Origin of the sequence: Clostridium sp. JS66 (assembly GCF_033561535.1) — a bacterium.
In the GTDB taxonomy this organism is placed as follows: domain Bacteria; phylum Bacillota; class Clostridia; order Clostridiales; family Clostridiaceae; genus Clostridium_AM; species Clostridium_AM carboxidivorans.
The window spans coordinates 239,133-253,966 of the sequence record NZ_CP131467.1 but is presented as its reverse complement, the minus strand read 5'-3'; the positions used below and the strand labels follow the sequence as shown (position 1 = coordinate 253,966).

Below are 14,834 nucleotides of genomic sequence, written 5' to 3'. Positions count from 1 at the left end.
AATGTTCAAATTCAGTTATATTTTTTTATATTATACAGAAAATATATTATGAGTTCAAAAAATTTTAATTTTAACTTTAAAACTAAACAAAATCTAACTCTAATGGAGGTATTTAAATGTTTACTGTACTTATCAGAACAGCTATATTGTATTTTTTGGTTATTATATCTATGCGTTTAATGGGTAAAAAGCAACTAGGAGAATTGCAGCCTTTTGAACTTGCTATTACTATAATGATTTCCGAATTAGCTTCTTTTCCTATGCAAGATACTAGAATACCAATTATACATGGAGTTATAGCAATTATTACGTTATTACTAATTCAAACAATCTTGTCTGTACTTGAACTTAAAAGCGAAAAAGTTAGGCTTCTTCTGAATGGTAAGCCAAGTATTTTAATAAATAACGGAAAAATAGATATTAAGGAGTTAAGACGTCAACAATTTAATATAAATGATCTAATGGAAGAACTTAGACTTCAAGGTCATTTTAATTTGGATGATATACACTTCGCCATTCTTGAAACCAGCGGCCAACTATCTATTATACCTAAAACTAACCTTGCTCCTGCTACCAAAGGTGATTTAAAAGTACCATTTAAACAAGATACAATTCCTGTTACTTTAATTTTAGATGGAAGCATAAATCATGATAATTTAAAAATACTAAATAAAGATGAAAATTGGCTTAATGAGAAACTAAAGAGATTTAATATAAATTCTCCTAAAGAAGTTTTTATAGCTCTTATAGATTCTCAAGGTAGTTTTTATTATCAAAAAAAGGTATAAAAGGGATGTGGTTAAATGCGGAATTTATTTGCTGCTCTAATAATTTTTATTGGTATGTTTTTGTCATTAGTATTTTCAATAAATTATTTAAATCAAACTTGTGGTAAATTAGATACTCTTAACATCCAAATAGAAAAATCTATAGAATCTAACTCTTGGGATGAAGCTTATAATAAATCCTTAAAGCTCTTAGATAACTGGGATAATTGCACCCGTAAAATTTCTATTTTTGTAAACCATTCTGAAATAGATAATATTAACAATGAAATATGGAAACTTACCCAATACACTAAATGCCACAGTGAGGATGAAGCTTTAGCTTCTAACCACGTAATAAAATTTTTACTTAAACATATACTTAACATGGAAAAAGTAAATATGCAAAATATATTTTAAAAATCTCTCAAAATAATTTATAATTAAACTATGGAAAATATAAACTCAATCGATTATAATGTATACATAACAATCGAGTCCCACTGGGCCTTAATTTGTCCCTATTTTTTTAAAGATTCAGCTATTAAAGAATATGAATGTTTTCTCATTCATATATCATTAAAATATTAAAAGTTTGGAAGGTGGAATACAAAATGGCATTAGTTACTACTAAGGAGATGTTCAAAAAAGCTTATGAAGGCAAATACGCAATAGGTGCTTTCAACATTAACAATATGGAAATAATCCAAGGTGTTGTTAGAGGTGCAAAAGCTAAAAACTCAGCTGTTATTCTTCAATGCTCTGCAGGAGCAATAAAATACGCTGGTGCAAAATATTTAAAAGCTATGGTAGATGCTGCTATAGAAGAAACTGGAATTGATATTGCTTTACATCTAGATCACGGTCCAGATTTTAAAACTGTAAAAGAAGTTATTGATGCTGGATTTACTTCAGTTATGTTTGATGGTTCACACTATGAATATGAAGAAAATGTAGCAAAAACAAAAGAGGTTGTTGATTACGCACATTCTAAAGGCGTTGTTGTAGAAGCTGAACTTGGAGTTTTAGCAGGTGTAGAAGATGATGTTGTCGCTGCTGAACATATATATACTGATCCAGATCAAGCTGTAGATTTCGTTAACAGAACAGGTGTTGATTCTTTAGCTATAGCTATTGGAACTTCACATGGTGCTTTCAAATTCCCACTAGATTTTAAACCTAAACTAAGATTTGATATATTAGAAAAAATACAAGAAAAATTACCAAATTTCCCAATAGTTCTTCATGGAGCTTCAGCTGTTGATCCAGAAGCTGTTGCAACTTGTAATAAATATGGTGGAAATATAGCTGGTGCTAAAGGTATTCCTGTAGACATGCTTAGAAAAGCATCTTCTATGGCTGTATGTAAAATCAATATGGATACTGACTTAAGATTAGCAATGACTGCCGCTATAAGAAAAACTTTTGGAGATAATCCAAAGGAATTCGATCCAAGAAAATATTGTGGAGCTGGAAGAGATTATATTCAAAAGGTTGTTGAAAACAAAATTTCTGATGTACTTGGTTCAACTGATTCTTTAAAATAATACTCAAAAATTCCTTAAAGAAGGACTTAATCCTTCTTTAAGGAATTTTTATTTACAAAACATAATGCAAAAACTTACTAATTCTTTTTAACAGAATTAGGATTGTGCTTATAGCATAGATCTATGAACTTATTATCTGGCACAAATCTTACTTGAATTCTTTCCTCATTGTATTTCAATATTGCTGAATAAATTAACTCTCTGGAAGTAGAAGGATAAAGCTTCATCTTCTTTTTAGGTAAATTATTAATAGCCTTTAAAGACTTGCTATTTTGTGCTGCTAAAATTTCTATATCCTTTACATTAAAACTTATGCATTTTTTTCTCTTAACCCTGCCGATTATTTTATGTATATTTATTTCTTCTTTATTAAATTCATATTCATATTCAACATATAAATACCTTTTAAAATATGCAGTCCCAAAGGATACTACTACTAACACCACTGCTGGAATCATCTGATATGTTACAACCATAATTAATGCTAATATAAGTCCTACAAATGTAACTGATGATAAGGATTTATATTGAACTGTTTTATAAGTAGTAACTAATTGCTTATAATAATTATTCATTAATTACCTCCTATCCATCATTAAAAAATACTACATAAAACTTATGATAATATTGTAACACACTTTACTAACTTATGGTATTTGATTCTTTGTGTTATCTTTTTCTGGTTTCAAAACAGTAAAGATACTACTATTAGATATCCCCAAGATAATTCCAAATTGATACTCATTAAAATCAACAACATTACTAATAATGATAAAATCCCGTTAAAAACAATTATTTAAACGATTTGATAAATCACAAATAAATATCGTATAATAGGAATTAATATATAAATGCTATATACAAAATATAGAAAGGAAACAAACTAAATGGAGAAAGATTTATTACGTATTCCTCAAATGATCTTGATTGGTTCATCAAGTCGAAACAGTGGCAAAACAGCTATTGCTACTGAACTAATTAAACAATTAAAAAATAGATCTCCCATTATCGGATTAAAGATAACCACCATACAACAAAAAAACAGCAAATGCCCTAGAGGCGGGGAAGGTTGTGGAACTTGTTCTAATATGAAGGGAAACTTTGAACTGTTAGAAGAAACTAACGTAAGTGCTAACAAAGATACTTCTCTCCTATTATCGTCAGGCGCTGAAAAAGTCTATTGGCTTAAATGTTTAAAAACACATATTAAACCTGCCATTGAAGAATTTATATCACAAGTTCCTAGGAATGCCTTAATAATTTGTGAATCCAATAGTCTACGTACTGTTGTTAACCCTGGAATCTTTATAATGATGAAAAACTCACAAAACAATATTATAAAGAAGTCTGCAAGTGAAGTAATACATAATGCTGATATTATTATAGAAAATGATTTCAAAAACAGTATTAATTCCATAACTGAAAAAATACTAAAAGAGATTTTACGAAATGACATTAGTTCTAATTTTTTATCTTCTAATACAGGAATATCAAATAAAAATTGATTTTTGTATTACATTAAGCCATCATTTGATGATACTTTAATCTTTTACTAAAAGATTGAAGTATCATCAAATGATGGCTTAAGCAGTATCTGTAATATTATTTAACTTCTACAATCCAACCTTCTGGAGCTTCTATATCTCCAAATTGAATTCCATAAAGCGTATCATAAAGTTTTTTAGTTACAGGTCCTACTTCTTTTTCACTATGAAATACATGCAAATTTCCTTTATACTCTATTCCACCAATTGGAGTTATTACTGCAGCAGTTCCACAGGCACCAGCTTCTTTAAATTCATCTAAGTTATCAATTAAAACATCTCTTTCTTCTACTTCCATCTTCAAACATTCTTTTGCAATATGCAGTAATGAATACTTGGTTATACTGGGAAGAATTGATGGTGATTTTGGAGTAACAAATTTATTATCTTTTGTTATTCCAAAAAAGTTAGCTGCTCCAACTTCTTCTATCTTAGTATGAGTTACCGGATCAAGATAAATACAATCTGCAAAACCATTTTTCACTGCTAATTCATGTGGATAAAGACTCCCTGCATAGTTGCCTCCAACTTTTGCTGCACCTGTACCATATGGTGCAGCTCTATCATATTCTGATACATTAAAGTTTACAGGAACCATTCCTCCTTTAAAATAAGGTCCTACAGGTATGCAAAATACAGAGAATATAAATTCTGGTGCTGGTTTAACACCAATATTATCTCCTACCCCTATTACGAAAGGTCTTAGATAAAGAGTTGCACCAGTTTCGTATGGTGGTACATACTGTTCATTTGCTTTAACAACTTTAATGCATGCATCTATAAATTTTTCTACAGATACCTCTGGCATTAAAATACGTCTGCAACTATCTTGCATACGTTTCGCATTCCTGTCTGGTCTAAATAATTGTATTTTTCCATTTTTTGTACGATAAGCCTTTAATCCTTCAAAACATTGCTGACCATAGTGAAGAGCTGTAGAAGATTCATTTATACTAAGCATATTATCTTGAACTAACTGTCCTTCATCCCATTTTCCATCCTTCCACCTTGATATATATCGTAAATCTGTTTTAATATAATTAAATCCCAAGCTTGCCCAATCAATATTTACTTCTTTGCTCATTAAAAGCACCTCCAAGTAGAATTAATAAATATACATAATTTTCATAAGACTTTATTATTATTCCTCAATATTATATAAATATTTAAATTTTTAATAATTCATACAACTTATGCATATCAAATAAACCCTACTGAAATAAAGGATTAGACACTCAACTTTTTCCAAATAATTGTTGCTACTGTGTTTGAGACAGTACTTGCATCCTACCTAAAATCATAATCATACAGCATTTCTGTATTTCCTGCATAAATATCTGTATTTATAGTTAAATAGTTTTTTTCAATAATAGTACTAATTGTTTTATTAACATCATCTAATTGTAGATTTAATTCATTAATTTTACTCAATTCCGATGGATAATATCGCTGTAAATATTCTTTTAATTTAGCCTTTAAACTATGAATAAACCTATCTTTTGATTTAATAGCTTCATCATAAGATTTATATACACTTAAATACTTATTTTGGTTCCAATTTGATAAGTAGTGTATCCACCCTGAAACTCCTTTATTATACATATCTATAAGTGAATGACAAGTTGATGATATAATGCTGTGTATTCGTATTCTTATATTTAATTGATTACACATTAATTTGCTGAATTCAAATCCTTCTATTGCAAGTTCTAATGGGACTGTAATGTTATGTTTAACTTGCTCTTTTTTATTTTCAATTTCATAAGTAACTTCATAATGATTTCTTAGTAAAATACAATTACTTCCATCTAACGCTCCAAGAAGTGATTCCTGTTGTGGAATTTTTTTAATGTTTAAATTTATTTTATTTAACGAATGGCTATTGAAAGCATTATATGCGTTTATTAAAGAATTAAAATTCATAATATCTTCTCCTTTGCTTTAATATTTTACGGTAATTGTTTTATACCCGCTTAAAGTTATTTTGAGAAATAACTTTTAATAACAAACTTTTGAACTGCTAAAATACTTTTATAGTTGTTTTTGTTGGAATTTTATTTATAAATTCTGCATCTTCCTTGGAAATTCTTAATCCAAAACCTACATTTTCTTTAGCATAATAAAATATATCTAACCCATTTATTTGTGTAAAATAACTTACATCTATATAATTTAAAGAAAGTTTTTCGCCTTTAATTCCTACCTTATAAGTTCCTTTTTCTAGGTTACTATATGACATAATATTAAAGGTCCTAATTTGTTTCCACAAATGTTGTGTTCTCTCATAAATTATGCATACATGATCACTAGAGTTAACCAATATATAATAGTTAGTATCTGATTTAAAATTTTTCATTTCTTCTGATTGTATCTTAATTTTTTCTTGTATTTTATTTATAAATACTTTATCAACTTTTCCCGTTATTTTTATGTTATTTTCTTCTTGTATTTCCTTTACAGCTTCTACTGTATCAATGCTATTTAAATCTCCATTTGCTTTTATGTTATATCCCAAATCTATAATTTGATTTTGAATATCTTTAGCTACTGGAGTAAATCCATCATTCTCATCTACTGAAGATTTACTACCATATGTTAATAATCCTTTTGCAGTTGCAGGTCCAAATATTCCATCTTCAGTTATGTGTAACTTCTTTTGTAAGTTTTGCACAGCCTCTTTTGTACCTTCACCATATATTTCATCTTCTGCAAGGCCAGCTCCAATATATAGATTTAATGCCTTTTGAATTTGCTTTACAATATCTCCTCTATCACCAAATTTAACTACTTTACTAAAATTCTTATCTATAATGATCTGGTTTTGCGCCTTAACAGTTTTAACTGATAAATTTTGAGCATGTACCTGTCTTGTACTACTTAAAGTTATCCCCATTGCTAACGATAACACTATCATTACTTGATTCCTATTCTTCAAAATTGTCTCCCCCCATGTTTTACAATTAAGAATTATAAAATTATACATAATGTAACCATATTCATCATTTATTTTATACATAATTTTGCATAGTTCAATACAATTTGCTTGAAAAGAAAAAAAACGAACATAAAAAGACTTTTTCATTGTAAAATCTTTTTATGTTCGTTTTTTTCACTTTCATGCACTTATATTTTAAATTGATATTTTGAAACATACATAATAATTATCAAATGATAGTTCAATATTACCACCATTGCATTGAAGTATTTTCTTTATATTATATAATCCATATCCTCGATTTTTTTCAGTTTTATTGGAAAATCCTCTATTAAATATTTCATTAACACTAGGTATGGCTAATGAAATTGCACTATTTTTAATTTCTATAATATTTTTATTCTCATCTTTAAATATCTTTAGTATAACACTTTTATCTGAATAATCAATAACAGCTTCAAAAGCATTATTCAAAATATTGTTTAATATATCTGAAAGCTCATATTCCTTTAACTTCCACTTAAACAAATCATTATTTATATAATATGAAAAGTTTATATGCTTTTTTTCAGCCTCACAGCACTTGCTATATATTATAGCTCTTACTATAGAATTATCTATATACATAATATCATCAATACGTTTAATAGAGTAATTTACACTTTTTATATATTTCAATAAAACAGACTTTAATTCCTCTTCTTTAGAAACCTGAATTATTCCATTTATGGTATTTAAATAATTCTTAAAATCATGTTGTTTAGCCCTTATTTCTTCTATAATATTTTCAACAATAGGATCATACTTTTCATGCATCTCTATAATCTTTTTCTCTTCGCTTACTTTGGCAATATAGTAGCACAGGAAAAAATTCAAACTAACTACTACTGCAAACATAGTAATAAATATTATCATATTATTTAATATTAAGCTCTTATTGTATTGCCATATTATTTTAAAAATTAATATGTACCCAACAAAATTCAACACAATATAGTATACTATTCTGGAGCTTATTTCTGTAATATTATATATTTTTTTATTGGGTCCATAATAACTTACTATTATACTAAACAACAATATAATTGCCTGTACACCTAGTTTGAATACAAAAAATGTATAATCAAAATTTTCAACAAAAATTTTCAGTACATATATTGTAGTTAGCTGTAAAATAATTATTACTATGGAATATATACAAATTTCTACCGAAGCTTCTATGAAACTTTTGCCATAAAAAAAACAAATCAGAAGTACAAGAATTACATAACTAATGATTATTCCATAATAGGTAAATAAGGAACTAACAATAGTTTGTATAACTGAATAAAAAACTATTATACATAAATTATTTAATACTTTTTTATCCTTATTTAAACTAAATTTACACCATAAAATCATAAAACAACTTATTTGAAAAAATGTAACAATAAACATTTGAACTATTTCCATTTGTTATCTCCTAATATTAAACACTTAACTTTTACACTTATTAAATGTTTTTCTCTAAAACTTCTGTAACAGTATCCTTAAACTTATAACTTAAAAGAGCATTCTCTTCATAATTTGCAAAGCTTACCTTCCACAACTTTGACGATATAGATTCTACTTTGTCTATAAGCTTCACATTTACTGCAAACGATTTATGACTCTGTAATATGTAATCAGCATTAATAATGGTTAAAACTTTTGCTAAAGACATTTTTTTAGGTTGGTATTTTCCTTTTTTAGTATGTAAAGTAACCTTTCTTAAATTAACTTCAATAAAAAAAATTTCATCTATATTTAACTTTACACTAACACTATTTTGCAGAACAAAAACTACACATTTATTCTTATCTTCTTTAATATTATACTTATATTTTCCTGAAATAAGGAATCTTGTTGTTTCAATTATCTCCTCTTTTCTATAAGGCTTAATTATATAATCATAGCAATGAATTTCTTTAAATGCTTGAATCATATATTTAACATGAGTAGTTATAAATATTATCCAAGTAAACTTATATATCTCCATTTTTCTTAATTCTGACGCCAAATCTAAACCTGATGAATCTTTTAGAAAAATATCTATATAAAAAAAGTTAATATAGTTTCCCTTTGATATATTTAATGCTTCTTCCATAGATTCAGCTTCATATATGTCTAAATTCTTATCTGCTTCACATATCATTTTTACAAGATTTTTTCTTTGGATGTGATCATCTTCTACAATCAGCACACTTAACACTTGAATCCCCCCTTCAAATTACAAAATATGATTAAATATGGTTATGAATACATTTTATTGTATATTAATTTTATTTTCAATGTAATTATTTACATATTCTGCAAAAATCATGTCGTAAAATATATTATTAAATGTCTAAAAAAGTATAAAATATAGCTATATAATTAAGTTTATATTTATATTTCTCAATATATTAACAAACACGTTTACCATTTAACTAAAAATTTATGTTATAATTCAAATTAAAAGTATTATTTTACAAGGAGTTTTTATATGAACGAATTTGAAACAAGACTAATTGATATAGACGTTGAAGATATAAGAGAAAAACTTCAAAATATTAATGCTGTTAAAGTAAAAGAAGAAAATCAAATAAATAACATATATGATTTTCATGATAAAACATTGATAAATAACAAGGGATATGCAAGAATAAGAATAGTTCACGATTTGCTTGATAACTCAAATCATTATTACATGACTACAAAAAAGTTATTAAGCCAAGGAACATATAAAATAATGGAAGAAAATGAAACTGAAATACTAGATGCTGACTCTGGTGAAAAAATATTCAAGTCACTAGGATTAGAGCTTATTCAATCAATAAAAAAATATAGAGAAAGTTATAAATATAAAAATACTCTAGTAGAAATTGATATAAACGACAAGAGTTTCTGTCCTTTTCCTTATATAGAAATAGAAACATCTGATGATAAAGAATTAGAAGAAGTAGTTATATTACTTGGTTATACTATGAAAGATACTACCTCAAAAACTATATTTAAAATACTAGAAGAGAGAGGACTTTAATATCAATCTTAGAATTGGAGAATTTTTAATATGTTTGGTTACGTTACTCCGTGTAAAATGGAGCTTAAAATAAAAGACTATGAAAAGTTTAAGGCTTATTATTGTGGTTTGTGTAAATCCATAAAAAATAATATAGGTAATATTCCAAGAATGGCACTTAATTATGATATGACTTTCTTGGCTATACTTTTAGATTCATTAAATGATACAACTCCTATTTATGAAAAAGAAAAGTGCAGTGTCCATGCCTTTAAAGGTAAAGCTGTTATTAAAAACAACCCTTGTTTACATTATGCTGCTTTTTGTAATACAATTTTGACTTATTATAAATTTTTAGATAATGTAAATGATGATAACTCTATTAAAGGAAAAATTTTTTCAATGCTCTTCAAAAGGTATTTAAAAAAAACTCCTGTAATTTTAGAGGATCATATTAAATATATAGAGAATATATTAATTGAGCTATATAATTATGAATCTAATGCTAAGAATGCCTCAATAGATTCTTTGGCACACCATTTTGCAGAACTTACAGGATTTATTTTAAGTTCTTATAAGAATGATGGTAATAAAGATACATTATATTGGTTAGGCTATAACCTTGGAAAATGGATTTATATTATAGATGCCTTTGACGATTTAGAAGATGATATGAGTAAAAACAAGTTTAATGCTATAAATGCTTGTTTTAATAATGATAATCTTCCATTTAATGAGTTTTCTAAACAAGTGGAACAAAGAATAGACTTCATTTTAGGTACCTGTGCTTCTCAATGTATTTCTTTTTTAAATAAGCTGAAGCTAAAAAAAAATGAAGACTTGTTATATAATATTTTGCAATATGGACTTTTAGAAAAAATGGATAAAGTGTTTAAAAGGAGTGCTGATAAAAATGAGAAATCCCTATGAAGTGTTAGGAATAAAAGAATCTGCCACAAAAGATGAAATAAAAAAAGCTTATAGAGAATTAGCAAAAAAATATCATCCTGATCAATATGGCAATAATCCTTTAAAAGATTTAGCTGAAGATAAAATGAGAGAATTAAACGAAGCTTATGATTATTTAATGAAAAATACTCCTGATGCTTCTTATTCTAACAATAACCAAGGAGGTTATAATAATAATTCTTCATATCAATCAATTGAAATGGACATTAGAAATGGTAACTTTTCTTCAGCAGAACGAAAACTAAACAGTATTACTACAAGAGATGCTGAATGGAATTATTTAATGGGTTTACTTAATCTTCAAAAAGGCTGGTATAATGATGCTTACAATAATTTAAGCATGGCTTGTAATTTAAATCCTGGAAATATGAAGTATAGGGAAGCTTTTAATAGGTTAAATAATATGAATAATTCTTACAGGGAGCCTTATTATAATAATAGAAGAAAAGATACTGGTTTGTGTGATATATGTGCTACCTTATATTGCCTTGACTGCTGCTGTGAATGTAGTGGTGGAGATCTTATAAGCTGCTGTTAAAGTTAGGAGTGTATTTGTATGGATAGTAAAAATACTAAAGCTTCTTATATATCTAAAGGAGGCCTTTTTACAGCCTTTGGAGTTATTTGTATATATTTAAGTACATTATTACCTGTAAATAAACTTTATTTACTAGCAATAGCTTCTTGTATTATCCCACTGTCCGTAATTACAACAAATGTTAAAAATGCACTAATTATATACGCTGCCACTTCAGCTCTTTCATTACTTATATGTGGTTTTAAAATTCCAGTTATACTTTATATAATATTCTTTGGCTTATATGGTACTATAAAGTATTACGTTGAAAAAATGAGAAAAATTTACCTAGAGCTTTTATTAAAGTTAGTTTTCTTTAATATTGTTATGTTCTCTATGCTTATTATTTATAAGCTTTTCTTTCCTAATGTATTAAAATTAAATATATCCATATACTTCATAATCATAGGTGCTCAATTTGCATTTTTAATATATGATTATGTCTTAACACTATTTATAAATGTAATAAACAAAAAGTTTAATTTTTAAAAAACTTTTTCAATGTTGTTGACATATTTGTCATATCTGATATAATGTTTAATGTTGATAAAAATATTGCCCATTAGCCAAATGGTAAGGCACCTGCCTCTGGAGCAGGCATTGTGTTGGTTCGAGTCCAGCATGGGCAGCCATTAAAGAATCCTTAATTTTAAGGATTCTTCTTTATTTATGATTTTAAATAATAATCCTTGACAAAATGTTTCTATTATTATAAAATTTACAATAAGTTAATTATAAAGCTTTGAAGAGGACTAGTAATATTTATATCTTCAGAAGAGAGCTGTTAAATCGGTGCAAAGCAGCGTTGATAAAATATGAACTCACCTTAGAGCTTATCTATTGAAAAGATAGATACGGTTAAAACCGTTATATTTTTGAGTGAAACCTTTATAAGGTTTAATTAGAGTGGTACCGCGGAATTTTGGCCTTTCGTCTCTTAAAGTAGACGAGGGCCTTTTATTTTATTTAAATATTGTCAAGAATAATACTATAAATTAGTAAAGCTAACAGATAAAAGTATGAAAAGGAGCGATAACATGGGTAACTATGGTACTAACATTGATGAAAAATGGCAAAAAAATTGGGAAGAGTCCGGAATTTATAAATTCGATGAAAATAATCCAGGTGAAAAACTTTATACTCTTGAAATGTTCTCTTACCCATCAGGAAGTAAACTTCATGCAGGACATTGGTTTAACTATGGGCCTGTAGATTCTTGGGCTAGAATGAAGAGAATGCAAGGATTTAATGTATTCCAGCCTATGGGTTTTGATGCATTTGGACTTCCTGCTGAAAATTATGCAATAAAAACAGGAATACACCCAAAAGATTCTACTTTGAAAAACATTGAAACTATGGAAAAACAATTAAAAGCCATGGGAGCCATGTTTAATTGGGAAAATGAAGTAATTACTTGTCTACCAGACTATTACAAATGGACTCAATGGGTATTTTTAAAGCTTTATGAAAAAGGCTTAGCTTATAGAAGTGAAGCTCCTGTAAATTGGTGTCCTAGTTGTAATACAGTTCTTGCTAACGAACAGGTAGTTGATGGTGCCTGTGAAAGATGCGGTACTGAAGTTATAAAGAAAAATTTAACACAATGGTTCCTTAAAATCACAGATTATGCTGATGAATTACTTCAAGATTTAGATAAATTAGATTGGCCTGAAAAAACTAAAGCTATGCAAAGACATTGGATTGGTAAGTCAAAAGGTGCTGAAGCTATTTTTAAAGTAGATAAATCTTCTATTGAATTTAAAGTATTTACAACTAGGGTAGATACTCTATTTGGTGTCACTTATGTAGTTTTAGCTCCTGAAAATGATCTAGTTGACGGTCTTACTACTGATGAATATAAAGAGGCAGTAGCTAAATATAAAGAAGATGCTAAAAAACAATCAGATATAGAAAGACAGTCTATCACAAGAGAAAAAACCGGAGTATTTACAGGCTCTTATGCCATTAACCCTATAAATGGAAGAAAGGTTCCTATTTGGGTTGCTGATTATGTTTTAAACACATACGGTACAGGAGCAGTTATGGCAGTTCCTGCTCATGATGAAAGGGATTTTGCATTTGCTACAAAATACAATCTTCCAATAGAACGAGTTATTGAGGGAGGAGATTCTCTTCCATATATTGAACATGGCAAAATGATTAACAGCTCAGAATTTAACGGTCTTTCTACCAACGAGGGTAAAGAAGCTGTAGTAAAAAAGCTTCAAAGCATAAATCTTGGCGGATGGAAAGTTAACTACAGATTAAGAGATTGGTTAGTTTCAAGACAAAGATATTGGGGTGCTCCTATTCCTATAGTATATTGCGAAAAATGTGGAACAGTAGCTGTACCTGAAGAAAATCTACCAGTTGAACTTCCATATGATGTTGAATTTTCACCTGATGGAAAATCTCCTTTATCAAAATCACCTGAATTTGTAAATACAACTTGCCCTAAGTGCGGTGGACCTGCTAAAAGAGAAGCTGATACTTTAGATACTTTTGTATGTTCTTCATGGTATTACTTAAGATATCCTGATAACAAAAATTCAGAAAAAGCTTTTGATACTGAAAAAATAAATAGACTTCTTCCTGTAGATATGTATGTAGGCGGACCAGAACATGCATGTATGCACCTTTTATATGCTAGATTTATAACTAAAGCATTAAGGGATATGGGATATTTAAACTTTGATGAACCTTTCCTATCATTAAGACATCAAGGATTAATCCTTGGACCAGATGGATTAAAAATGAGTAAATCAAAGGGAAATACTATATCACCAGATGATTACATTAAAGAATTTGGTTCAGATGTATTTAGAATGTATCTTATGTTTGGCTTTGACTATTCAGAAGGTGGAGCATGGAGTGATGATGGTATAAAATCCATAGGAAGATTTGTAGATAGAATCGAAAGAATCCTGACTTCTTGTAGAGAGGTAATTAATAACTCTCAAAATGATAAAGCTTCATTAGATAAAGCAGAAAAAGCATTAAACTATGTAAGACATTTTTCTATAAAATCTATATCAGAAGATGCTAGTAAATTCCAGTTTAACACTTCTATAGCAAGACTTATGGAATATACAAATGCTCTTTCTAAATATTTATCAGAGGATGTAAAAAATGCTGGTTTCTTAAAGGATGTTATAGTTGATTTTATAAAACTTCTTGCACCTTTTGCTCCTCATTTTGCAGAAGAACAATGGAGTCTTACAGGTATGAACTTTTCTATATTTAATGAAAAATGGCCTGAGTTTGATTCTAATGCATTAATAAAAGATGAAGTAGAAATTGCAATTCAAGTTAACGGAAAAGTAAGAGCTAAAATAAATATAGCTACAGGACTATCTGATGATGAAATAAAAGAAATTGTGCTTAATAACGATGAAGTCAAATCTTTGATTAAAGATAAGGAATTAAAAAAGATTATAGTTGTTAAGGGTAGACTTGTAAATATAGTTGCAAAATAATAA

General features: G+C 27.9%; 15 protein-coding genes, 1 tRNA gene and 1 other annotated feature. Of the genes, 10 read left to right on the top strand and 6 right to left on the bottom strand.

The window, feature by feature from the left end:
- Nucleotides 1–116 precede the first annotated feature (116 nt).
- The 3 genes from Q6H37_RS01245 (at nucleotide 117) to fba (ending at nucleotide 2,311) form a co-directional block, all read left to right on the top strand.
- Nucleotides 117–788 (top strand): DUF421 domain-containing protein, encoded by a 672-nt coding sequence (locus tag Q6H37_RS01245; RefSeq protein WP_318738799.1) that lies wholly within the window; start codon nucleotides 117–119, stop codon nucleotides 786–788.
- Between the two features lie 15 nt (nucleotides 789–803).
- The gene (locus Q6H37_RS01240; protein WP_318738798.1) at nucleotides 804–1,184 is read left to right on the top strand and encodes a DUF4363 family protein; all 381 of its coding nucleotides are present in this window, start codon (nucleotides 804–806) and stop codon (nucleotides 1,182–1,184) included.
- A 194-nt stretch (nucleotides 1,185–1,378) separates the two neighbouring features.
- The gene (fba, locus tag Q6H37_RS01235; protein WP_318738797.1) at nucleotides 1,379–2,311 is read left to right on the top strand and encodes a class II fructose-1,6-bisphosphate aldolase; all 933 of its coding nucleotides are present in this window, start codon (nucleotides 1,379–1,381) and stop codon (nucleotides 2,309–2,311) included.
- A gap of 77 nt (nucleotides 2,312–2,388) precedes the next feature.
- Here fba and Q6H37_RS01230 read toward each other — a convergent pair whose 3' ends face one another.
- Nucleotides 2,389–2,886 (bottom strand): hypothetical protein, encoded by a 498-nt coding sequence (locus Q6H37_RS01230; RefSeq protein ID WP_318738796.1) that lies wholly within the window; start codon nucleotides 2,884–2,886, stop codon nucleotides 2,389–2,391.
- Nucleotides 2,887–3,198: 312 nt separating this feature from the next.
- Here Q6H37_RS01230 and Q6H37_RS01225 point away from each other — a divergent pair, with 312 nt between their 5' ends.
- Nucleotides 3,199–3,816: a hypothetical protein gene (locus tag Q6H37_RS01225; protein WP_318738795.1), complete on the top strand. Its 618-nt coding sequence runs from the start codon at nucleotides 3,199–3,201 to the stop codon at nucleotides 3,814–3,816.
- Nucleotides 3,817–3,913: 97 nt separating this feature from the next.
- Here the strand turns inward: Q6H37_RS01225 and Q6H37_RS01220 are convergent, their stop codons facing one another.
- The 5 genes from Q6H37_RS01220 to Q6H37_RS01200 all read right to left on the bottom strand — a co-directional run bounded on the left by Q6H37_RS01220 (nucleotide 3,914) and on the right by Q6H37_RS01200 (nucleotide 9,020).
- Nucleotides 3,914–4,939: a branched-chain amino acid aminotransferase gene (locus tag Q6H37_RS01220; RefSeq protein ID WP_318738794.1), complete on the bottom strand. Its 1,026-nt coding sequence runs from the start codon at nucleotides 4,937–4,939 to the stop codon at nucleotides 3,914–3,916.
- A 203-nt stretch (nucleotides 4,940–5,142) separates the two neighbouring features.
- On the bottom strand, nucleotides 5,143–5,778 hold the full coding sequence (locus Q6H37_RS01215; protein WP_318738793.1) for a hypothetical protein: 636 nt from the start codon (nucleotides 5,776–5,778) through the stop codon (nucleotides 5,143–5,145).
- A gap of 97 nt (nucleotides 5,779–5,875) precedes the next feature.
- Nucleotides 5,876–6,790: a peptidoglycan-binding protein gene (locus Q6H37_RS01210; RefSeq protein WP_318738792.1), complete on the bottom strand. Its 915-nt coding sequence runs from the start codon at nucleotides 6,788–6,790 to the stop codon at nucleotides 5,876–5,878.
- A 195-nt stretch (nucleotides 6,791–6,985) separates the two neighbouring features.
- Nucleotides 6,986–8,242 (bottom strand): sensor histidine kinase, encoded by a 1,257-nt coding sequence (locus Q6H37_RS01205; protein ID WP_318738791.1) that lies wholly within the window; start codon nucleotides 8,240–8,242, stop codon nucleotides 6,986–6,988.
- A 40-nt stretch (nucleotides 8,243–8,282) separates the two neighbouring features.
- Nucleotides 8,283–9,020: a LytTR family DNA-binding domain-containing protein gene (locus Q6H37_RS01200; RefSeq protein ID WP_318738790.1), complete on the bottom strand. Its 738-nt coding sequence runs from the start codon at nucleotides 9,018–9,020 to the stop codon at nucleotides 8,283–8,285.
- Between the two features lie 273 nt (nucleotides 9,021–9,293).
- On the opposite strand from Q6H37_RS01200, the gene Q6H37_RS01195 reads away from it, so the two are divergent.
- The 6 genes from Q6H37_RS01195 (at nucleotide 9,294) to leuS (ending at nucleotide 14,831) form a co-directional block, all read left to right on the top strand.
- On the top strand, nucleotides 9,294–9,830 hold the full coding sequence (locus Q6H37_RS01195) for a class IV adenylate cyclase (RefSeq protein WP_318738789.1): 537 nt from the start codon (nucleotides 9,294–9,296) through the stop codon (nucleotides 9,828–9,830).
- Nucleotides 9,831–9,860: 30 nt separating this feature from the next.
- A complete protein-coding gene (locus Q6H37_RS01190) occupies nucleotides 9,861–10,739 on the top strand; it encodes a DUF5685 family protein (RefSeq protein WP_318738788.1) in 879 nt (292 codons plus the stop codon).
- Nucleotides 10,723–11,316 carry a J domain-containing protein gene (locus Q6H37_RS01185; protein ID WP_318738787.1) on the top strand — a complete coding sequence of 198 codons (594 nt, stop codon included), beginning with the start codon at nucleotides 10,723–10,725 and terminating at the stop codon, nucleotides 11,314–11,316. Before Q6H37_RS01190 ends, Q6H37_RS01185 begins: the two co-directional genes overlap by 17 nt.
- 18 nt (nucleotides 11,317–11,334) lie before the next feature.
- Nucleotides 11,335–11,844 carry a hypothetical protein gene (locus Q6H37_RS01180; RefSeq protein WP_318738786.1) on the top strand — a complete coding sequence of 170 codons (510 nt, stop codon included), beginning with the start codon at nucleotides 11,335–11,337 and terminating at the stop codon, nucleotides 11,842–11,844.
- A gap of 67 nt (nucleotides 11,845–11,911) precedes the next feature.
- Nucleotides 11,912–11,987, top strand: a tRNA-Gln gene (locus Q6H37_RS01175).
- Nucleotides 11,988–12,088: 101 nt separating this feature from the next.
- Nucleotides 12,089–12,296, top strand: a binding site (T-box leader).
- A gap of 96 nt (nucleotides 12,297–12,392) precedes the next feature.
- The gene (gene leuS / locus Q6H37_RS01170) at nucleotides 12,393–14,831 is read left to right on the top strand and encodes a leucine--tRNA ligase (RefSeq protein WP_318738785.1); all 2,439 of its coding nucleotides are present in this window, start codon (nucleotides 12,393–12,395) and stop codon (nucleotides 14,829–14,831) included.
- The last annotated feature ends 3 nt before the right edge of the window (nucleotides 14,832–14,834 follow it).